Here is a 20286-nt window from a genome sequence, read left to right on the forward strand (position 1 = left end):
AGCGTAAAGCGGAATAGATTTGAACGGGCATTTCGGGCATTTGCAGCAGTAGCCGCCGTCAACACCGCCGTTAGACCGTTATTCAGCTTCCATTCATCAAGTTTTCGCTAACGAAGTCGTGATCTTGCCGGAATTTGCGCTCAAGCAATGCGGATCAATAGCGCGAGCCGATCCGACAGGCGCCGCTCGTCCGTCGGTCAAATCGACGTCTGTCGTCCTTAAGGAGAGGGATTATGAAAATTCGTTCCAAGCTTCTCGCAACCGTCGTGCTGCCGGCACTCTCTGCCTCCGTGATGATGCAGCCGGTCAACGCACAGCGGCTCAGCGAACCAGCCGTCCTGCTTGCGCAGGATAGCGGTGAGCAAGACTCCGACGCCGAAACGCTAAGGCAGCAACAGGCCGAAGAAATGCAGCGGGCAGCTGAAGAGGCGCAAAGGCAGGCTGCCGAACAGCAACGCGCCGCCGAAGAAGAAACACGACGCAACGCTGAAGAACAACAGCGCGCAGCCCAGGAGGAAGCTGACCGACAGGCCGAGCAACAGCAGCGCGCTGCTGAACAGGCGCAACGTGAAGCCGCAGAACAGCAACGCGCGGCAGACGAACAAAATGCCATTGAAGAGGAAGCACGTCGCAAACAGGCTGAGGATGCGGCCCGCCAGGCCGCCGAGCAGCAAAAGGCGGCCGAAGAACAGGCAAAGCGTGAAGCCGAGCAGCAACAAAAAGCCGCTGAGGAGCAGGCTCAGCGTCAAGCCGAAGAGCAAAAGCAGGCCGAGGAGAAGGCCCGTCGTGAAGCAGCAGAACAGCAGCCAAGCGTTGAGCAGCAAAAGACGATAGAGGACGAAGCCAAAAGAAAGGCACGCGAAGCGACACAAGCCGCACCCTCGCAGGACAATGCGCAACCCGCGCCAACGCCGCAGGAACAGGCGCCCCAGGCCGATCCGCAGCCGCCCGCAACGCAGCAACCAAAGCCACAACCACAAGCACAGCCACGAGCGCCTGAGCCGGATGCCGCACAGCCGGAACAACCCGCCTCGCCGCCGCAGCAATCCGACGCTCCCGCGCTGCCCGACAACCCTCAGCCGCCTGCTGATACCGGAGCTCTGCCAAGCCCAAACACCGGTAGTGGCGCGAAGCCTCAGGCGGAACCCGAAGGTCAGGCGCCGCAAGTTGTGCCGCCTGAAAATGCCGCACAGAATCCGCCTGCTGAAATCATCGACGAACGCACACCGGAGCTCAAGGAGCAGATTGCTCGCGATCCAGCCAGCACGGACGAGACCGTCGTGTTGCCGGTCGAAAACGGGGCTGCCATTCTCGATAGCGACAAGGATGCTGACAATTTCGGCGGAAAACAATCGCGGGAAGAACGCCGCAAATTACGCGAGCAGCAGCGTGCGACAGAGGAGCAGAAGCTGCCGCCCCCAGTTGATGACGCTGCAGCCCAGGTCGAAATTCCAGATAATCTGAAGGCCGCACTCCCGCAAAAAATTGAGGCAAACCTCAAAGAGGAAGGCACACGCGTCAAAGACGCGCCGGCTTTCATGGTTCCTGAGACGACAAACATCGTCAATAACACGGTCGTTAACAACACTGTCATCAACAACACGACAGTTAACAACACCACAAACAACAACACGACTATCAACGAAAGCGTAACGAATGTGAAGGTCATCGAGCAAATCGATAACCGGGTCATTCTGGATGCTGGCGATCGCATTTTTGTGCGTGGCGACGACCGTCCTCGCCTGCGCCGCAATGCCGAGAACACCTATTATGATGAGCTTCCCCGCGGGCGCTTACGCGAAACGATCGTGCGCCCTGGCGGTCATGAAATCGTAACGGTTTATGACCGGTATGGCGATATCCTGCAGCGCTCGCGCATTGACCGCGATGGCAATGAATATCTGATGATTTATGCTCCTGAGTATGACGATAGCCCGCGTGCGGCAATCTTCGACGTCGGCTATGATCTGCCTCCGATGCGACTGACAATCCCGGTCAACGACTACATTATCGATGTGGCGCAGGATCCGGAACGCGACTTCTACGACTTTTTGGCGATGCCGCCTGTGGAGCGTGTTGAACGCGTCTATACCATCGATGAGGTGCGTCACTCCGCACGTCTGCGGGATAAAGTGCGCCGCATCGATCTCGATACCATTCATTTCGCCACCGGCAGTGCCGAGGTTTCCCTGTCACAGGCCAAGACACTGCGAAAAGTCGCCAATGCCATGCAGAAGGTGCTAAACAAGGATCCTGGCGAAACCTTCTTCATTGAAGGCCATACCGATGCCGTTGGCTCTGATCGTTCCAACCTGGTTCTGTCAGATCAGCGCGCGGAATCGGTCGCAAACCTCTTGACCGAGGTCTACGACATCCCGGCAGAAAACCTGGTCACCCAGGGTTATGGCGAGCGTTTCCTGAAAATCCGCACCCAGGCGGCGGAACAGGAAAACAGACGGGTGACGATCCGACGTGTCACACCCTTGGTTCGACCTGTCGCACAACGTTGATCACAGCCGAGCATTTTAAGGGTCAGATCTCGTATCTGGCCCTTTTTTTGTTTTGGACGAGGGCGGAAGTACGGCATTTGCCTGATGGATAATATGAGCGAAATTTCATATAGACTTTGTAAAAAACCGGTAATATTCGAACAGGAAGAAACAATTGGCACAGGCAAACATTGTCTCGACCGATCGGTTCGCAATGAGCAGCTTGTGATTTGAAACACTGTAGAGCGCCGCAAATCGCGTTGTTACGGCATATGACAATGAACGGAGGGACCTGAGTAATATGCAATCGATCTATTCGAGGAAATCTTGAATGGTGCGCCCGATCAATGCACCGACAACCGCAGTGGGTGAAAGCAGCTATCGGTTCGAATGCGACTTTGCGCTCGAACCAGCCTTTCAAAAACTGGTTGGTGAAGCCGAAGGGGCCGGGTGGGATCGATTACAGATCGCACTCTCGGTTATCAATCTGTGTGAAGACATCATTTATGGCCCTGAACACCAGGAAGGGCGCAGCTAGCCGCACCCTCCTTCTGATCGCAATCCTAAAAATCAGTGGTTTCAATCTGCAACGAACTGCACTTTCATCGTCGCAGGATCACCCCCCTGTTTGGTGAAGAAGGGCAGCATGTCCGCAATCGACAGGCGATGCGAAACAAGACGTGCCATCTCGCCTTTATCCTTTTGCAGAATTTCAAGCGCCTGCGCAATATTGCCATTAAGCGAATGCGAACCGGCAATGCGGATCTGGCGGCGGAAGATTTCAAATGGCGCCACCGAGATACGCGCATCGGGTGCGCAGACGCCAAACACCAGCACCGTACCACCATCGGCCGTAAAGCTCGTCATGCCTTCTGCGACTTTCGCAATGCCGGTCGCGTCAGCCACAAAATCAAAGCTCTGTCTGCGCGCCTCAAGCTCTGCGGATCCCGAGACAAGCGGCTCAAGGCCGAGACTTTCACTAAAAGCCAGACGATGTTCGTTGATATCGGCCACGGCGACTTTTGCAACGCCTTGCGCCTTGAGCGACAGCGCAAGCAGCAGACCGATTGGTCCGGCCCCGAACACCAGTGCCGTTTCAGACCCTTGCGAGCCGGTTTTCAATCCCGCCGCGCCAAGGCCATTAAGGACGCAGGCCAGTGGCTCGGCAAGTGCCGCCACATCGAAAGACAAGGTGCCAATCGGGTGAAGATGGCGCGCATGCACAAGGCTTTTATCGGCAAAGCCCCCATTATGGGTGACGCCATAGGCTTTCAGATCAGCGCACAGGTTTGTCAGTCCCTTCTGGCAGGCACGACAGTGACCGCAGGGGATATTGGGATCGACAGCCACCCGGTCGCCGGGCTTCACATTGGTCACGTCTTCCGCAACCGCAATCACCACACCTGCATATTCATGTCCCGGCACGAGCGGAAACGCGCTTGATCCATATCGGCCATGCAGCACGTCAATATCGGTGTGACAGAGCCCTGAGGCCTTGACGTCAATCAGGGCATGTCCGGGCTTGAGCTCTGGGTCAGGGAGTTGGGCAAGCGCCGCGACGCCATGCCCGGTAAAATAAATGGCTTTCATTTCTGCACCTAAAATGGCTCAAGCCATCCAGTTTCCGCCATCGACACCAAAGGTCTGGGCGAGGATGTAATTGCTTTCGGAAGAAGCCAGGAAAATCGCCATGCCGGTAATGTCTTCCGGGTCTGCAAAGCGGCCAATCGGAACAGACTTCGCAACGGACGCCTTCTTTTCGCCCGGCTTCAGACCTTCCCACTTGGCAAAATTTGCATCGACCACATCCCAATGCTCGCCATCCACGACGCCGGGTGCAATCGCATTGACCTGAATATTGTGTTTGACCAGGGCAAGAGCCGCGGATTGCGTGGCGGAGATGATCGCGGCTTTTGACAGGCAATAGAGCGTCACAAGCCCTTCGCCACGGCGTCCTGCCTGGCTTGCCATATTGATGATCTTGCCACCGCGGCCACGCGCGATCATCACATTCGACACCGCTTTCATCATAAACAGCGGGCCTTTGAGGTTGATGCCAAGAACACGCTCATAGCTGTCTTCGGTAATGGCGTTGATCGGCGCCATATCGAAAATTGCAGCATTGTTGACCAGAATATCGATGCCACCATATTCCTTGTCGACCTCGGCCACCACCTTTTCAATATCTGCAAGATCGGTGACATCCAGCTTGACCGCTTTCACCGCACTGCCAATACTGCGCGCCGCTTCCTCTGCGCGTTCGATATTGATGTCGGCGATGATGACCCTGGCACCCTCACGCGCATAGGCTTGAGCAAAGCCAAGACCAATACCGCGTGCAGCACCGGTAATGAGGGCAACCTTATCTTTCAGTCTCATGAGAATTCTCCGGAAAATTATTGCGTGTAGTCAAAGCGCATCCCGCCAGCGCCAACAGGATTTCAGACTGGATGCGCGGTATAGAAATCAGCGCATGGCACGCTCTAACGATGCGTTTTCTTTTCAGACAAAAGAAGTGGATGTCGCTCTCGACGCTCCAATGCCAGACCGTCTGATAAAAACAGATGCGCATCCGCCGGATTGAAACCAAGCCGGGCGGTTTCATGCGTGCGTGCCGTGCTGCTGCCACCGGCCTCCGCGACAATCAGCTCTTTGGCTGCAGAATTCTGAACGTAAAGATAGGTCTCCCCGCCGAGCCGCTCCACCACCATGATTTCCCCATCCAGAATGCCGTCACCAGCCGGATGAAGATGCTCCGGGCGAACCCCCAGAACCAGCGCGCCACCTGGCTCCACACCCTCTGCCTTGACCGGAACCGTGATGGAATTGCCATTGTTCAGTTCAACCGTCACCCCATCGCTGCCTGCGGCGCGGACCTTGACATCGATGAAATTCATCGTCGGCGAGCCGATAAAGCCGGCCACAAAGCGATTGACCGGATGATGATAAAGTTCCAGTGGTGACCCCATCTGTTCAACCCGGCCATCGCGCAGCACCACGATCTTGTCTGCGAGCGTCATCGCTTCGACCTGATCATGGGTTACATAGATCATCGTCGCGTTCAAACGGTCATGCAGACGCGCAAGCTCGATGCGCATCTGAACGCGCAAAGCCGCATCCAGGTTGGACAAGGGCTCATCAAACAGGAAGATTTTCGGCTCCCGCACCATCGCACGGCCAATGGCAACACGCTGACGCTGACCACCGGAAAGCTGACGCGGCTTGCGATCGAGAAGCTTGTCGAGCTGAAGGGTCGTTGCCACCTCCTCCACCTTGCGCTCACGTTCGGTCTTGGACACGCCTGCAAGCTTGAGTGCGAAACCCATATTGTCGCGCACATTCATATGCGGATACAAGGCATAGGTCTGGAAAACCATCGCCAGCCCGCGTTCGTCCGGCGGCACGTCATTGCACTGCTGGCCGTCAATCGTCAGATCGCCGCCGGTTATTTCCTCCAGCCCGGCAATCATCCGCAGCAGCGTTGATTTTCCCGAGCCCGACGGGCCGACAAAGACCACGAATTCCCGGTCTTCAATATTGAGATCGACGCCCTTAATGACATCGACATTGCCATAGGATTTGGTCGCGTTATGAAAAGAAAGCGTAGCCATGGGGTTCCCTTTATTTCACGGCGCCGAAGGTGAGACCGCGCACCAGCTGGCGCTGCGTAATCCAACCAAAGACAAGAATTGGCGCGATGGCGAGCGTGGACGCCGCCGAGAGTTTTGCCCAGAAGAGCCCTTCCGGTGATGAAAAGGACGCAATGAACGCCGTCAGGGGTCCGGCCTGCGAAGCCGTCAGATTGAGGCTCCAGAAGGCTTCATTCCAGCATAAAATGATGGAGAGCAGCGCGGTCGACGCTATGCCTGGCAGACTGAGTGGCAGCAACAGATAGCGGATCTGCTGCCCGACCTTGGCGCCATCCATGCGGCTGGCTTCCAGGATCTCGTGCGGCACCTCCTTGAAGAACGAATAAAGCATCCACACCACAATCGGCAGATTGGACAGCGTGAAGATGAGGATCAGCCCGGTGCGCGTATCCAGCATGCCGCTATCGCGCGCCAGAAGATAGATCGGCACCAGCACACCAACAGCCGGAAGCATCTTGGTCGACAGCATCCACAGCAGCAGGTCCTTGGTGCGCTTTCCCGGAAAGAACGCCGCCGCATAAGCCGCAGGCACCGCGATGATCAGCGACAGAATGGTCGCGCCCAGGCTTTCCACCACGCTGTTGGTCGCATAGCGGAGATAATCAGCCCGCTGATTGACCGCTGCAAAATTCTCAAGGGTTGGTGAGAACAACAGTTTTGGTGGCGCCACCGCATCAATCTCGGTCTTGAACGCCGCCATCAGCATCCACAGGATCGGGAAGAACATCAGCAGCGCAATCACCCAGCCGATGATCCCGGCTGTGACAGTGGTCTTGTTGAATTTACGTTTCTGAGCCATCGCAGCCTCCTAACTATCCAGGTTGCGCGCAACGGTGCGAATAAGGAAAAAGGCGACAATATTGGCCAACACAATGGCAATGACCCCCGCCGCCGATGCCCCGCCAATGTCCCATTGCAACAGCGCTTTAAGATAGATGAAATAGGTCAGCGTCGTGGTGGCAATGCCAGGACCACCCGAAGTGGTGACAAGAATCTCTGCGAAAATCGACAGCAGGAAAATCGTCTCGATCATGATGACAACGGAAATCGGACGCAGAAGATGCGGCAGGATGATGTAATAAAACATCGCCGGACCTTTCGCGCCATCCAGCCGCGCCGCCTCCATCTGCTCGCGATCCAGCGACTGCATGGCTGTCATCAGAATGAGTGTGGCAAAAGGCACCCATTGCCAGGAAACGATCATGATGATCGACGCCATCGGAAACTGCGAGAACCAGTCCACCACCGGCAGGCCAAGACTGCGCGAAATGAAGGCGAAGAAGCCGTTGACCGGATGCATCAACAGGTTTTTCCAGATCAGGGCAGAGACGGTCGGCATCACGAAGAAAGGCGCGATAACCAGCAGCCGCGCAATGTTCTTGCCAAAGAAATCCTGGTCAAAAATCACCGCAAACAGCACGCCCAGGATGATGGATATCGCCAGGACAGATCCCAGCAGGATCAAGGTATTGGCAATTGCCGACCACAGTCCGGGGTCGGAGAGAAGAAACGCGTAATTGGAAACGCCGGCGAAACCGGTCACGAAGGGATTGATCAGATTATAATATTGGAATGAAAACCACAGCGTCATCGCCAGTGGAACAATCATCCATAAAAGCAGCACAATAACAGCGGGCGCAAGCAGAGGGCCGGTCCGAATGGTCCGGCGTGATCTGGATGCAAAACGAGACTTGGTGCCGGCAACGGCCGCATTGCTAGATGGCATGAAATGCCCCTCCCTTCCCGCTCTTGCTCTCACTCCACCAAGAGCAGTGACGGTTAAAGCGGCATCGTCAGGCCGCTCTTCGGTTGCCTTGTGAACATTTTGGGACGCAGAACAGCTTCACCATTCAGTGGCCCATGCTCATGAGACTTACGGTGTAAGGACCTGCCGCCCGATTTGAAGTCAAGCGGCAGGATCCGGGTGCGGGACCGGTTTACTTGATGTAACCGGCCTGCGTCATCATCTGCTCCGCCTGACGCTGGGCGCCATCAAGTGCTGCGTCAACACTTTGCTGACCAGCAACGGCCGAGGAAATCGCCTGACCGACAATCGTGCCGATCGCCTGGAATTCCGGGATCGCTACAAACTGGATTCCTGTATAGGGGACCGGGTCCTTGGTCGGTTTGGTTGGATCGGCAGACTCGATCGCCTTGAGAACCGTCTCGGCAAAAGGCGCCGCCTTTTTATAGTTCTCATTGGCATAGGTCGATTGACGGGTGCCCGGGGGAACCGCGACCCAGCCTTCCTTCTCGCCGACCAGCTCGACATATTTCTTCGAGGTCGCCCATTTGAGGAACGACTTTGCAGCTTCCGACTTGCTGCTCGATGCCGGGATTGCAAGGTTCCACGACCATGCCCAGGCGGAACCATTCGGCGTCACTTCAACGGGCGCCTTGGTGAAGGCGACCTTATCGGCAACCTGGCTCTGGGTCTTGTCATAGATACGGCCAGCAGCAGAAGTTGCGTCGATCCACATCGCGCAATGCCCGGTCGAGAACAAGGCCTGATTTTCGTTGAAACCGTTGGAGGTAATTCCGGGAGGGCCTGCTTCCTTCATCAGATCAACGTAGAAATTGATCGCCTTCTTCCACTCATCCGAATTGATCTGCGGCTTCCATTGCTCGTCAAACCAGCGACCACCATAGGTGTTCACCAGCGTGCCAAGATAGGCCATGTTTTCGCCCCAGCCCGGCTTGCCACGCAGGCAGAGACCATATTGTTCCTTCGACTTGTCGGTCAGCTTGGTGGCAAATTCCTTGATCTGCGCATAGGTCGGCGCCTCAGGCATGGTCAGACCAGCCGCTTCAAACAGATCCTTGCGGTAAAGGGTAAACGAGCTTTCAGCATAAAATGGCACGGCGTAAAGCTTGTCATCCACAGTGAGACCCGCGCGCACCGGCTTGATCAGATCATCATAATCATAATCATCGCCAAGATCGCCGACCTCCAGCAGCCAGCCTGCCTTGCCCCAGATCGGCGCTTCGTAGCCACCGATGGTCATGATATCGAACTGTCCGCTCTTGGTGGCAATGTCGGTGGTCACGCGCTGACGCAACACGTTTTCTTCCAGAACCACCCAATTGAGCTTGTTGCCGGTTTCCTTCTCCCATTCCGACGACAGCTTCTGCATGATGATCATGTCAGCATTGTTGACTGTGGCGATGGTGAGTTCCTCGGCGCTCGCCGCCCCACATCCAATGGCCAATATTGCCACCGATGCAATCAGTCCTGCACGATAAGATTTGGTTCGCATTTCGTCTCCTCCTTTACGAATGCATAGCAAATTTCTTACATGTGTAAAATTTATGAACAGTCGCATGCGGCTTGTCAAGCGAGGCTTTCTATGGCCCGCCTCATCACAATGCTAACAGCAAAAACGGCGTTTCGATAAGTAAATTCTTGGGAGGCGTCCTGTCCGCATGAAAGCATGAACAGCCCCGCCCGCATCCGCGCTGCATTGAGGGCATGGGCAGATGCATAGCAGGGCCGATCAGGCTGAGCCACGCATGATCAGATGACTGTCGAGCCTGCGCAACTCCGTCTCCACCGCAGCACCACTCTCCTGCGCATGAATACGCGAAAACAGCATGTCGAGCCCCAATTGCGCGATCATGCGATAATCCTGCGCCACGGTGGTCAAGGGCGGACAGGTAAAGCGACTGAGCGGGTGATCATCATGGCCGGCAACCCGCAGATCGCAACCGGCCTCGCGGCCGACAAGACGGCGTCTTTCAAAGGCTGCCGCAATGACACCGAATGCCAGTCGGTCATTGGCACAAAGCACCGTGCGCGTCGGAAAACCGCCCCGGTCAAGGATCCGTCCCGCCTCGCAATAGCCAAGCTCTTCAAAATTCCAGTTGCGCGCCGCCATCGGCAGGACGATCGGCTCGAGGCCCAGATGCTCCATCGTCGCCACATAGGCAGAACGCCGGTCCAATGCGTTCTGATTGACCGCTGGCATTTCCAGAAAGCAAGGATGTTCCCCCGTTCGACACAAATATTCGGTGATATTGCCTATGCTCTGGCGGTTATCTGTGCCGACAAACGGTTGATCCTCGCCAATCCGATTGTCCAGGAACACCACCGGCATGGCGTTGGACAGACTGGCCAGCAACTTGGTGTCGGTATCAAATCCGAGTGGCGCCATCAGCACACCGGCAATCTTCAGCGACATCAATGTGCGCATGGCCCGCGCTTCGAGCTTGCGGTCGCCATGCGATGACAACACAATCGTCCAGTAGCCTTCGGAAAGGCAGCGCATCTCGATCTGGCGGATGATTTCGGCATAGAAGGGATCGGAAATGTGCGGAACGATGACCCCGATATTCTTCGGCTTTTTCCGATTGAGGCTGACCGCAAAAATATTGGGCTGGTAATTATGATCCTTCAGCGCCTGTTCGATGCGGGCGCGGGTCGATGGCTTGACACTTTCGGGATTGTCGAAATATTTCGAAACGGTTGGCCGCGAAAGCCCGCTGGCCGCCGCGAATTCCTCCATCGTCCGGATCTTGTGACCACCCATTGCGCATTCTTTCCGATCCGCTCGAGTCTTGTCTCCAGCGGCATATTTCTTTCTATGCGTAAATTTTTTTTTACACAGAAGCAACCGCGTTTGTGATATCCGCCCGGCGATCCCAGCATATCCCTCCCAAAAACAACGCGGTATCGCTGCGAAATCCCGTATAAAAATCATTCACTTTTTTACACGCGCTAATTTTTATATTGACTCCCGGAACAAGCTTCCGCATTTCTATATCGGCTCGCTTGAGCCACGCAAGGAGCCTGCCTTCCACACGACCTGGTCACCGGTTCGGTGTCCACGCCGCCCGGATTGCGCACGGGTCCCAATTATCAGGAGGAGCTGGCCAGGCCGGTTCTCGTCGGAGGAAAACATGTTTCGTAAGTCGCTCGCCCATATTCTCTTCTCTGGCGTTGCCCTGGCAATGCTCAGCGGTATCGCTTCCGCCGAAGGCATTGGCGCATCGCTACTCACCCAGCAGCATCCCTTCTATATTTCCCTCGCCGAGGCGATGAAGAAGCAGGCGACCACCGAGGGCGTTGCGCTGGAAGTCTCCATCGCCAATCAGGACCTGAGCAAGCAGCTGGCGGATGTCGAGGATTTCATCACCAAGGGCGTTGATGTGATCATCATTTCGCCCGTCGACAGCAAGGGCATCCGCTCGGCAATTACCAAGGCGCAGAAAGCCGGTATCAAGGTCATCACAGTGGATGTGCCCGCCAACAATATTGATGTCACCTCCTTTGTTGGCACCGACAATTTTGCTGGCGGTGAAAAGGCTGGCGAATTGATGGCGGCATCCATTGGCGACAAAGGCAATGTTGCGGTGATTGAATATCCGACCGTTCAATCGGTCGTGGACCGCGTCGAAGGCTTCAAAAAGGCAATCGCAAATCATCCCGACATCAAGATCGTATCGATCCAGCCTGGCATCACCCGTTCGGAAGCCCTGGCAGCAGCACAGAACATCATTCAGGCCAATCCGGATATCGTGGGTATCTTCGGCTTTGGCGATGACGCCGCTCTTGCAGCCGCTTCCGCTGTGAAAGCTGCAAAGCTTGAAAAGCAGGTCAAGGTTATCGGCTTTGATGGCATGGAAGAAGCCCGCAACGCGGTGAAGAACGACCCGATCATGGTCGGCGTGATTGCGCAATATCCTGATGAAATGGGCAAGGTCGCCGTTGAAACCGCAGTCAAAGTAATCAAGGGCGAAGAGGTTCCTGCAAAGCAGCCCATCGTACCGGGCGTTGTCACCAAGGACGGCGAAACCAAGTAAAACCGCGTGAAACGACGGCATCTCCTCCCAGCCGTCGTTTCGCTTTCGTGCGCGGCGGCACGACGCTCACCACGCGTCAGTGCCGCCGCAGCACATGATCGATACAAGGCTGTCGCTGGCGCATGTTCAAGCCTAACAAATTAAGACCCCAAATGGAGAGCGGAGATTTCCGATGACCGCTATCAATTCTGCGACAGCCACCAATCAGGATGTTGTGCTCGAAATCAGCAATGTCGCCAAAACATTTGGCCCTGTTGTTGCACTCAAACGCATGAACCTGACTGTTCGACGCGGGCGTGTGCACACATTGCTTGGCGAAAACGGCGCCGGCAAATCCACCCTGATGAAAATCCTTGCCGGTGTCTTTAAACCAACATCAGGCACGATTGTGCTGAACGGCGACCCTTACGCACCCAAGAACCCGCGCGACGCACGCGCCCGCGGCATTTCAATCGTGTTCCAAGAGTTAAGCCTGTCTCGCAACCTATCGGTTGCCGAAAACATTCTGGCAAACAATGAGCCTAGCCGCTTTGGCTTTATCCGTGAACGAGAACTCAACGCAGAAGCCAGCAAGCTCATTGCAGAACTCGGTCTGCCCGTCGACGCGCGTGCCAAAGTCGGCGATCTATCGATTGCGCAGCGACAGTTGGTTGAAATTGCCAAGGGGCTGAGCCAACCCGCTGACGTCGTCATTCTAGACGAACCGACATCATCGCTGTCTGACAGCGAAGCCGAGATTCTTTTCACCATCATTGAACGGCTCAAAGCGCGCGGTACAGCGGTCATTTATATTTCGCACCGCATGGAAGAAATCATGCGACTGTCCGACGACATTACCGTCGTGCGCGATGGTGAATATGTAACAACGACTGAAAAAAGCCGGACCAGCATTGAAAAACTGATTGCCTTGATGGTCGGTCGTGAGATGAACGACATCTATCCCCCTCGTGAAGCCCCGCCGCCGCCAAAAATCGTTCCTCCCATCCTGAAAACCAACCAGCTTTCCGTTTCCGGCAAATTCAACAATGTATCCATTGATGTGAAACCGGGCGAAGTCTTAGGGCTTTTTGGTCTTGTCGGCTCTGGCCGTTCGGATGTGATGAAGGCACTCTTCGGGATGCTCCATCCAACCGGCGAGATCTTACTGGATGGAAAATCAATCACTCTTGCCTCTCCAGCACAGGCGATTGCCCATGGCATCGCTTTTGTGACCGAGAACCGCAAGGAAGAAGGCCTTGTTCTGCCGCAAAGCGTTGAACGCAACATCAACATGGTTGCTCTCGGGCAACTCGCCGGACCTTTTGGCATGATGCGCTCCGCCGCTGAGCGCGCGAGCGCAAAAGCTGAAGTGCTGAGGCTGGCGATCAAGACCGCTTCCCTCGATACAATCGCGGGTTCCCTCAGTGGTGGCAATCAGCAGAAGATTGTTCTGGCGAAGTGGCTCCAGATGAAGCCCGAAGTCCTCATTCTGGATGAGCCCACCCGTGGCGTCGATGTCGGCGCAAAATTTGAAATCTATCGCATCATCCGTGAACTTGCCGCCCAAGGCGCGGCGATCCTGATGGTTTCGTCCGAGTTGCCAGAAGTTTTGGGAATGAGTGATCGCGTTGTCGTCATGCATAACAAGCATGTCGCCGCAACACTCGACACCGATGGCCTCACACCAGAAACGGTCATGAGCTACGCAGCAGGAATGCATCAATGAGCAACGCACAAGATATTCAGAAAAAAGCCGCGGATGCAGAAATTCGTCGTTCGCTTTTCTCTTCTCCGATGATCCGTCAATATGGCGGTATTGTCATTTCGCTGGCCGTCCTCTGCCTTGTTTTTGCAGTATTGAACCCTCGCTTCCTCGCATTCAACAACGTCATGAACATCATGCAGCAGGTTGCCGTCATCGCTGTTGCGGCCTACGGCATGACCTATGTGATCCTGCTCGGTGAAATTGACCTCTCCGTCGGCTCCATCATTGCCGTTGCTGGCATGGTGGCGGCACAGGCATTTTCCATGGGCTTCGGTTTTGCGCCAACGGTTATCTTCACCCTGGCAGCCGGCGCCATTATGGGCGGGATTAACGGTGTGCTCTCGGCAAAGCTCATGCTTCCGTCCTTCATTGTGACAGTCGCCACCATGGGCATCTATCGTGGCATGGTCAGCCTGCCAACCAACGGAGCGCCTGAAATTATCGAGAATGATACCTGGCTCGCAATCGGGTCTGAGAGCTGGCTCGGCCTGCCAATCATCATCTGGATCGTCGGCGTACTGTTTCTCGTCAACTATGTGCTGCTATCCAAAACAGTTTTTGGCCGTCGCATCTATCTGGCGGGCGGCAACAAGGAAGCCGCGATCTATTCCGGCATTCGTGTCGATCGCATCAAGATCCTCGTCTTCATGCTGTCGGGTGTCATGGCCGCAATCAGCGGCATTCTGCTCTCATCACGTTTGTCATCGGCGCAGACCAATGCTGGAATGGGCTACGAGCTTGATGCGATTGCAGCTGTTGTTTTAGGCGGCACATCGCTTGCCGGCGGTGTCGGCACCATGGTCGGCACAATCCTCGGTGCTTTGATTATTGGCGTCATCAACAACGGCATGAACATGCTGTCAGTGCCATATTTTTATCAGCTCATCGTTAAGGGCGTGGTCATTCTCGTCGCCGTCTGGCTTGATGTCCGCTCGAAATCCGTCAGAACATAACTTGGTGCTCCTATGAAAAAGATCATCACAATTGGCGAAATCGTCGTTGAGATCATGGCCATCGAAACCGGCAACGGCTTCAAAAGTGCGATTCCACTGATCGGCCCTTTTGCGTCCGGCGCACCGGCGATATTCATTGACCAGGCAGCCAGGATGGGGCAACCCTGTGGCATTGTCAGCGCCGTTGGCAATGACGACTTTGGCGCGCTCAACATCGAACGTCTGCAAAAAGACGGCGTCGATGTTTCAGCAATCAGCGTGCATCCAACAGCCGCCACTGGCAGCGCGTTCGTGCGTTATCGTCCCGACGGCAATCGCGACTTCATCTTCAACATCAAGCACAGTGCCTGCAGCGCGATTGCGCTGACAGCTGAAGCGGAAAAGCTAATCGAGACTGCCGACCATCTGCATATCATGGGCTCTGCGCTTTTCTCTGATGGCATTGTCACTTCGATCCACGAGGCAACGCTGCGCATCAAGGCAAAAGGCGGCACGGTCTCTTTTGATCCGAATATCCGCAAGGAAATGCTTGATCTCCCGGGTATGCGCGAGGCCCTCTTACACGCGCTGGAACATACCGATCTGTTCATGCCGAGCGGAGCTGAGATTTTCCTCTTCACCAAGGCGACTGACGAAAAGGCAGCCATTGAAGAGCTACTCGCGCGTGGCATCAAGGCAATTGTCATCAAGCGTGGCGCTGACGGTGCAAGCTATTTCGACCAGTCTGGCGAAGTCACGGCACCCGCCTTCAAAGTGGATGAGATCGATCCGACTGGCGCAGGTGACAGCTTTGGTGCAGCTTTCGTCACATGCTGGTTGCGCGACCTCGCACCAAAGGAAGCATTGACGATAGCCAACGCGACAGGCGCGCGCGCCGTCGGTGTCAAAGGTCCGATGGAAGGCACATCCACGATGGATGAAATCAATGCATTCATCGCAAAAAACGGAGTCCCGTTATGAGCAGCACGCAGACCTTGAGCAAACTTCCCGCCCGCTACGCGAGCGGTGCGCGTGGAGGCATCACCTCGATCTGCTCGGCACATCCTCTGGTTATCGAAGCAGCTCTTCTTGAAGGCATTGCAACCAAGACCGACGTTCTGATCGAAGCCACCTGCAATCAGGTCAATCAGGATGGCGGCTATACCGGCATGACACCGGCTGATTTCCGCCGTTTTGTCGAAGACATCGCAGCGCGTCTCGGCTTTGACACCAAGCACCTTATTCTGGGTGGCGATCACCTCGGCCCAAATCCCTGGAAGCACTTGTCTGCTGAAGAAGCCATGGCCAAGTCCGAAGTGATGATGGATGGCTTTGTGCGTGCAGGCTTCACCAAAATCCACCTCGACACCTCCATGGGCTGTGCTGGCGAGCCGGTTGCGTTGCCTGATGCCGTGACCGCTGAACGTGCGGCCCGTCTCGCCAAGGTTGCGGAAAAAGCAGCCGCTGAATCCGGCTTTGATCTGCCTGTCTATATTGTCGGTACGGAAGTTCCGATCCCGGGCGGCGCAATGGAAGAAATCGAAGATCTGGAACTGACCAAGCCAGATGCGGCCCTTGAAACCATCGCCATTCATCGCAAGGCCTTTGCAGCTGTTGGCTTAGAGGATGCATTCTCTCGCGCCATCGGCGTTGTCGTGCAGCCGGGCGTGGAATTCGGCAATGAAAACGTTGTCTATTACGATGGCAACAAGGCGAGTGCTTTAAGCGGCGTTCTCAACCAGACACCGCAATTCGTCTTTGAAGCCCATTCGACCGACTATCAGCCGGTTGAGGCGCTGTCGGCGCTGGTTCATGATGGCTTTGCCATTCTGAAAGTCGGACCGGGCCTCACTTTCGCGCTGCGTGAAGCACTCTACGGCCTTGATCAGATTGCAGCTTTCCTCGACAAACTGCCGGAAGAAGAGACCGTTCGTGGCAAGCTGGAGAAGCTGCTTCTCAACGAGCCCAAGAACTGGGAGAAATACTATCATGGCGATGCGCAAGAGCTGCGTCTTCAGCGCCATTTCTCCTATAGCGACCGCATTCGCTATTACTGGCCACATCCGGAAGCCACGGCTGCCGTCAATGCGTTGCTTAAGCGTCTTGAAGGCCGCAAAATTCCGGAAACGCTGATCAGCCAGTATCTCGGAACACTTTATCCGGCCGTTGCATCCGGCAAGGTTGAAGCCACGCCCCATGCACTGATGGTCGAAGCCGTCAGAAATGTCATCCGCGTCTATGGAAAAGCCGTCGGAACACATTGAGCCGTTTCCTTCCAGAAAAGGCAGCCGTCGTGGCCGCCTTTTCCGTTGTTTTTATTGCCTTTTTTATATCTTTTTTATCTTGTGCCATAACCATATTAACCAGGCATCAATGCTGGTTAATCGCGCTTCTGTTTAAGTTTCACTGCCCCCACGTTAACCATAAAACACCCAACAAACTGCGGGTTGCACTTATATGATCCCGAGAGCAATCTAGTCGTAGCCAAATATTCCCCCGTAATTCCCTCGCTTCGGCGGGGTTCTTTTTTTGCAGAGATAGGGGGTGCGGAACGCTCCCTATAGGGCCTTGGTAACGACACTCCGTGTGTTAACCAAGGCCCGCTAATTTGCTCCACCCTCTTGCGATTGGCATAATTCAGCTATCATGGTTCATTGCATCCACACTTGATTTCCTCGGTTTCTTCAAGCGCTGCACTCTGAATTGACAGAGCCCCACTCCCTTGGTTCAGAGTGCCTCTTTTATTTCCTGTCCTGCGCCAAAACCGACATAAGCTGGTCAAGCCGCTTATTTGTCCCTTTCAGGTCATTTCTAATCACTCCGCAGGCCAAGTTTGAGAGCGATCGTTTTGAAATGAGCGCGGCTAAGCGCTACCGCTGTGTCCTGATCGACATGAAGGGCAATATGCTTTTCCCGATCCTCGTCGCCGAGGTCGTAAGCGGACAATGCCTCCGCTGTGCTCTTTTTCGACGGCATAAGGCGCTTTTATGGCGTTGTGCTCCATGCACCAATCGCCGTTACGGCGCTGACGGATTCTCATAATGTTTCCTCAAACTATCCCGTCAATCGTAACCCTGAGGGCTTCTGCAATCTTCTTGAGGGCAGCAAGCGAACCTTCGCGGGCGCCACTTTCAATTTGCGAAACGTATAGAGCGCTTAAACCGGCAGCGTCAGCAAGAGCCTTGCCAGTCATGCCGCGAAAGTCACGCCGTACCTTGATTGTGTTCTCGCCGTCGATCATGCGGTTGACGTACTCGGCCGGGATTAATTCTTCTTAGCCAGACGCTATGCGTGCTACAATACGGCGAATATCTTCGGTGTCTTCCTGCTCATCATCCATTTTCTGTCACGCAGCATGTGCATGCAGAGAGATATCGATGTGAAGTTCATCGAAAGGAAGAACCACCTTGCCACTTTCGTCCCGGTAGATAAGGCCGATACTGACTAGAGCGGTTATATCGGTGTGAACACCCTTGAAATCCCGTCCGACAAGCCGTGAAATTTCCCGCATAGAAAGCGGACCTTTGCCAGCCATGGCGTCGACAATAGCAATGCGTTTCGGTGTCAAAGTCCGATGTAGATCGTCATAGGTCGAGAAGGAGTAAACGCTCATATCTGCATTTGCCCCAGATAGAATGTCGGAAATAATGGCCTCCTTAGGGGCCACATTGATTTTGAGTGCCTTCATTGTTCCATCCTTTCCACGTCAGAGAAGAAATCACGCAACAGCTTTTCTAGGTCGATGAACGAATAAGGCAGCTCAACGGCCCCGATATGCTTGTGATCGCCTTTGCCAGCTTCGTTGTCGTAACGCATGGTGCATATGTCTGAAACAACGTATGCAAGGCGATATTTGTAGTTGTGTGCCGAGCCTTTAAGCGGCACAGGAACCTCATAGATAGACAGTTCAATGAACGAAGTGTCCGACCGTTTCATGCGCCGTTTTGTGATCTGTTTCGCATTTGGCATGATGGAGTTTACTACATCATTTCCGATGTAGTAAACTCCATCACTGGAAAATTATCTCTTTAGTTTGAAGAACGAAAACGGTGATATGAATGATGTCAAGAGCGGCCGGCTTCCACGCGATGACGTAATTGCTCGCCTTTGCTCCCTAAAAGGCATTCAATATTTGCACCGTTAGCATGGAGGGATACTGCAATGAAACACTAGGGTGGCTTGGATGTATCGCAGCGGGAAACCACTGTCTGTGTGGTGGACGAGGAGGGAAAACAGGTTTTTGAAGGTAGGGCCAAATCGAATCCCGCAGCGCGATTGGCGAACTAAACGGCCAGATTATCATTGCTGTGGTGTTCCGAGTTCTGGGGGCGCAAGCCCTTCAGTAATCTCAATGCGCCTTGCAAGCCAAAAGGAAAGGAACCTGTAGCCGTGGGGCTATAAGAGAACCCCGCACTAGGCGGGGCACAACTTCGTATCACTTTTAATCGCTGGCGGGATTACTCACCTACCAACTTCTCTGCATTCCCATAGCCCAATCAAATCTACGCAGCATTTATAAGTCTTGCCCTTCATATAATACTCTTCGCATTGTCCGGGAGGCGGAGGCGCTTGTTCTGCAAAAGCGATTCCGATGCTACCAGTTAAAATGCAGGCCAGCATTACTATTGTTCTGACAAAAATTTCATGACAACCTCCTTCAAGAGATCGTCATATAGAACACCCAGATACCGCTCGCTTCACCCACAATTCATTTAGCCCTATGGTTCGCTAGCAAAAAGTCCCGGCGAACCGAGGCTGAAAGAGGTACAATCTGCTTTTGCGGTATGAAGTGGAATCACACTAGCCAACCACTCCCGAAGATCGGGGCGTGGAAAGATAAGACTGAACGGTTTCTGGTTGCCAATGAAGGTAAGACATCACGCGAACGGCTGACTCTGGTTCGGATTTACGAAGAGGTTCGCGCCCTGGGCTACGATGGCAGTTATGATGCAGTTCGACGTTATGCTCACACTTGGTCAAAGGCTCGAGGAACGACATCAGCCCATGCCTATATTCCCCTTATATAGTCAGCTGGTGAGGCGTATCAGTTTGACTGGAGCCAGGAGATTATCCGTCTTAACGGCGTGACAACAACTGTGACGGTCGCTCATGTTCGGCTTTGCTATAGCCGGATGATGTTTGTCCGTGCTTACATGCGAGAGAGCCAGGAGATGGTATTCGATGCGCATGACAAGGCCTTTGCTATTTGTGGAAGAACCGCGCAGCGGTCAATGCTATAAACTCAACGGCACAAGCCGCCACTGAGCCGCTTTCACGAAGCTTCGTAATGACGGCTGGTAAGTCTTTGTAAGCTACGGCTGCATGTCCAAGTGCTATCTTTTTTTGCACCGGAAGAAGCTCTTTCAGCCCGCCGCGCCAATCGGCAGGATTATCACCGACACACAAGCCACGCGCCTTTGCATGATCTATGACAGCGGCAATGCGCTGGCGTGTCCGGTCTGCGGTATCCGGTATTCTCGTCCAAATAGGTTTGAGAGCTTCCAGAATGTCATCACGGGTAATGTCGGCAATCGGCTTTTTGTGAAGCGGCTTGGCGTCATTATTAAGTGTCATAAACCATTGAGCTTTATGCTTCTCATTCCTGAAACTTTCACGCTTCACGTCCAGCACATCCTCCATAACTTCTGCAAAGGTTTTGCGACTATGCAGTT

18 protein-coding genes and 1 pseudogene are annotated in these 20286 nt (G+C 54.5%); 8 read left to right on the top strand and 11 right to left on the bottom strand.

The features are described 5' to 3' along the window. The first annotated feature begins 233 nt into the window (after positions 1-233). A complete protein-coding gene (locus ABWV94_RS21740) occupies positions 234-2510 on the top strand; it encodes an OmpA family protein (RefSeq protein WP_353415308.1) in 2277 nt (758 codons plus the stop codon). A gap of 310 nt (positions 2511-2820) precedes the next feature. Beyond that, positions 2821-3027 carry a hypothetical protein gene (locus ABWV94_RS21745; protein WP_113499311.1) on the top strand — a complete coding sequence of 69 codons (207 nt, stop codon included), beginning with the start codon at positions 2821-2823 and terminating at the stop codon, positions 3025-3027. A 41-nt stretch (positions 3028-3068) separates the two neighbouring features. Here the strand turns inward: ABWV94_RS21745 and ABWV94_RS21750 are convergent, their stop codons facing one another. The 7 genes from ABWV94_RS21750 to ABWV94_RS21780 all read right to left on the bottom strand — a co-directional run bounded on the left by ABWV94_RS21750 (position 3069) and on the right by ABWV94_RS21780 (position 10665). Next, positions 3069-4079 (bottom strand): zinc-dependent alcohol dehydrogenase family protein, encoded by a 1011-nt coding sequence (locus ABWV94_RS21750; RefSeq protein ID WP_113499309.1) that lies wholly within the window; start codon positions 4077-4079, stop codon positions 3069-3071. An 18-nt stretch (positions 4080-4097) separates the two neighbouring features. Beyond that, on the bottom strand, positions 4098-4868 hold the full coding sequence (locus ABWV94_RS21755; RefSeq protein ID WP_113499307.1) for an L-iditol 2-dehydrogenase: 771 nt from the start codon (positions 4866-4868) through the stop codon (positions 4098-4100). A gap of 104 nt (positions 4869-4972) precedes the next feature. Beyond that, complete coding sequence (locus tag ABWV94_RS21760) at positions 4973-6100, bottom strand: ABC transporter ATP-binding protein (protein ID WP_353415309.1); 1128 nt, start codon at positions 6098-6100, stop codon at positions 4973-4975. A 10-nt stretch (positions 6101-6110) separates the two neighbouring features. Beyond that, positions 6111-6938, bottom strand: coding sequence for a carbohydrate ABC transporter permease (locus ABWV94_RS21765; RefSeq protein ID WP_353415310.1), 828 nt, complete (start codon positions 6936-6938; stop codon positions 6111-6113). Positions 6939-6947: 9 nt separating this feature from the next. Continuing rightward, complete coding sequence (locus ABWV94_RS21770) at positions 6948-7865, bottom strand: carbohydrate ABC transporter permease (RefSeq protein WP_113499301.1); 918 nt, start codon at positions 7863-7865, stop codon at positions 6948-6950. Positions 7866-8076: 211 nt separating this feature from the next. Then, entirely contained in the window at positions 8077-9396 is a 1320-nt protein-coding gene (locus ABWV94_RS21775; protein WP_353415311.1) for an ABC transporter substrate-binding protein, read from the bottom strand. Between the two features lie 237 nt (positions 9397-9633). Further along, positions 9634-10665, bottom strand: a complete 1032-nt coding sequence (locus ABWV94_RS21780; RefSeq protein WP_353415312.1) for a LacI family DNA-binding transcriptional regulator — start codon at positions 10663-10665, stop codon at positions 9634-9636. Positions 10666-11035: 370 nt separating this feature from the next. Between ABWV94_RS21780 and ABWV94_RS21785 the strand changes: the two genes are divergently transcribed. The 5 genes from ABWV94_RS21785 to ABWV94_RS21805 all read left to right on the top strand — a co-directional run bounded on the left by ABWV94_RS21785 (position 11036) and on the right by ABWV94_RS21805 (position 16878). Next, a complete protein-coding gene (locus ABWV94_RS21785; protein WP_113499295.1) occupies positions 11036-11938 on the top strand; it encodes a substrate-binding domain-containing protein in 903 nt (300 codons plus the stop codon). Positions 11939-12110: 172 nt separating this feature from the next. Further along, positions 12111-13643 (top strand): sugar ABC transporter ATP-binding protein, encoded by a 1533-nt coding sequence (locus tag ABWV94_RS21790; RefSeq protein ID WP_353415313.1) that lies wholly within the window; start codon positions 12111-12113, stop codon positions 13641-13643. A 68-nt stretch (positions 13644-13711) separates the two neighbouring features. Next, on the top strand, positions 13712-14635 hold the full coding sequence (locus ABWV94_RS21795) for an ABC transporter permease (RefSeq protein ID WP_353415333.1): 924 nt from the start codon (positions 13712-13714) through the stop codon (positions 14633-14635). A 12-nt stretch (positions 14636-14647) separates the two neighbouring features. Next, positions 14648-15595, top strand: a complete 948-nt coding sequence (locus ABWV94_RS21800) for a tagatose kinase (protein WP_353415314.1) — start codon at positions 14648-14650, stop codon at positions 15593-15595. Continuing rightward, complete coding sequence (locus ABWV94_RS21805) at positions 15592-16878, top strand: D-tagatose-bisphosphate aldolase, class II, non-catalytic subunit (protein ID WP_353415315.1); 1287 nt, start codon at positions 15592-15594, stop codon at positions 16876-16878. The genes ABWV94_RS21800 and ABWV94_RS21805 overlap by 4 nt, the downstream gene beginning before the upstream one ends. Positions 16879-17663: 785 nt before the next feature. Here the strand turns inward: ABWV94_RS21805 and ABWV94_RS21810 are convergent. From ABWV94_RS21810 to ABWV94_RS21820, 3 genes are all read right to left on the bottom strand, one after another. After that, positions 17664-17855, bottom strand: coding sequence for a helix-turn-helix domain-containing protein (locus tag ABWV94_RS21810; protein WP_353415316.1), 192 nt, complete (start codon positions 17853-17855; stop codon positions 17664-17666). A gap of 105 nt (positions 17856-17960) precedes the next feature. Then, positions 17961-18302, bottom strand: a complete 342-nt coding sequence (locus ABWV94_RS21815; protein ID WP_353415317.1) for an HVO_A0114 family putative DNA-binding protein — start codon at positions 18300-18302, stop codon at positions 17961-17963. Continuing rightward, positions 18299-18550 carry a toxin-antitoxin system TumE family protein gene (locus tag ABWV94_RS21820; RefSeq protein WP_353415318.1) on the bottom strand — a complete coding sequence of 84 codons (252 nt, stop codon included), beginning with the start codon at positions 18548-18550 and terminating at the stop codon, positions 18299-18301. Before ABWV94_RS21820 ends, ABWV94_RS21815 begins: the two co-directional genes overlap by 4 nt. An 848-nt stretch (positions 18551-19398) precedes the next feature. Here ABWV94_RS21820 and ABWV94_RS23365 point away from each other — a divergent pair. Then, a pseudogene (locus ABWV94_RS23365) lies at positions 19399-19848 on the top strand (IS21 family transposase); the annotation flags it as partial. Here ABWV94_RS23365 and ABWV94_RS21825 read toward each other — a convergent pair. After that, entirely contained in the window at positions 19817-20254 is a 438-nt protein-coding gene (locus tag ABWV94_RS21825; protein ID WP_353415319.1) for a tyrosine-type recombinase/integrase, read from the bottom strand. The pseudogene ABWV94_RS23365 and the gene ABWV94_RS21825 sit on opposite strands and share 32 nt — an antisense overlap. Positions 20255-20286 lie beyond the last annotated feature (32 nt).

The sequence above is a fragment of the Brucella sp. NBRC 12953 genome, assembly GCF_040369775.1.
In the GTDB taxonomy this organism is placed as follows: Bacteria; Pseudomonadota; Alphaproteobacteria; order Rhizobiales; family Rhizobiaceae; genus Brucella; species Brucella pseudogrignonensis.

Excerpts from the sequence above, each read along its gene's own strand:
- ABWV94_RS21740 (WP_353415308.1), top strand. The coding sequence starts at position 234 with ATGAAAATTCGTTCCAAGCTTCTCGCAACCGTCGTGCTGCCGGCACTC.
- ABWV94_RS21745 (WP_113499311.1), top strand. The coding sequence starts at position 2,821 with ATGGTGCGCCCGATCAATGCACCGACAACCGCAGTGGGTGAAAGCAGC.
- ABWV94_RS21750 (WP_113499309.1), bottom strand. The coding sequence starts at position 4,079 with ATGAAAGCCATTTATTTTACCGGGCATGGCGTCGCGGCGCTTGCCCAA.
- ABWV94_RS21755 (WP_113499307.1), bottom strand. The coding sequence starts at position 4,868 with ATGAGACTGAAAGATAAGGTTGCCCTCATTACCGGTGCTGCACGCGGT.
- ABWV94_RS21760 (WP_353415309.1), bottom strand. The coding sequence starts at position 6,100 with ATGGCTACGCTTTCTTTTCATAACGCGACCAAATCCTATGGCAATGTC.
- ABWV94_RS21765 (WP_353415310.1), bottom strand. The coding sequence starts at position 6,938 with ATGGCTCAGAAACGTAAATTCAACAAGACCACTGTCACAGCCGGGATC.
- ABWV94_RS21770 (WP_113499301.1), bottom strand. The coding sequence starts at position 7,865 with ATGCCATCTAGCAATGCGGCCGTTGCCGGCACCAAGTCTCGTTTTGCA.
- ABWV94_RS21775 (WP_353415311.1), bottom strand. The coding sequence starts at position 9,396 with ATGCGAACCAAATCTTATCGTGCAGGACTGATTGCATCGGTGGCAATA.
- ABWV94_RS21780 (WP_353415312.1), bottom strand. The coding sequence starts at position 10,665 with ATGGGTGGTCACAAGATCCGGACGATGGAGGAATTCGCGGCGGCCAGC.
- ABWV94_RS21785 (WP_113499295.1), top strand. The coding sequence starts at position 11,036 with ATGTTTCGTAAGTCGCTCGCCCATATTCTCTTCTCTGGCGTTGCCCTG.
- ABWV94_RS21790 (WP_353415313.1), top strand. The coding sequence starts at position 12,111 with ATGACCGCTATCAATTCTGCGACAGCCACCAATCAGGATGTTGTGCTC.
- ABWV94_RS21795 (WP_353415333.1), top strand. The coding sequence starts at position 13,712 with ATGATCCGTCAATATGGCGGTATTGTCATTTCGCTGGCCGTCCTCTGC.
- ABWV94_RS21800 (WP_353415314.1), top strand. The coding sequence starts at position 14,648 with ATGAAAAAGATCATCACAATTGGCGAAATCGTCGTTGAGATCATGGCC.
- ABWV94_RS21805 (WP_353415315.1), top strand. The coding sequence starts at position 15,592 with ATGAGCAGCACGCAGACCTTGAGCAAACTTCCCGCCCGCTACGCGAGC.
- ABWV94_RS21810 (WP_353415316.1), bottom strand. The coding sequence starts at position 17,855 with ATGATCGACGGCGAGAACACAATCAAGGTACGGCGTGACTTTCGCGGC.
- ABWV94_RS21815 (WP_353415317.1), bottom strand. The coding sequence starts at position 18,302 with ATGAAGGCACTCAAAATCAATGTGGCCCCTAAGGAGGCCATTATTTCC.
- ABWV94_RS21820 (WP_353415318.1), bottom strand. The coding sequence starts at position 18,550 with ATGAAACGGTCGGACACTTCGTTCATTGAACTGTCTATCTATGAGGTT.
- ABWV94_RS21825 (WP_353415319.1), bottom strand. The coding sequence starts at position 20,254 with ATGGAGGATGTGCTGGACGTGAAGCGTGAAAGTTTCAGGAATGAGAAG.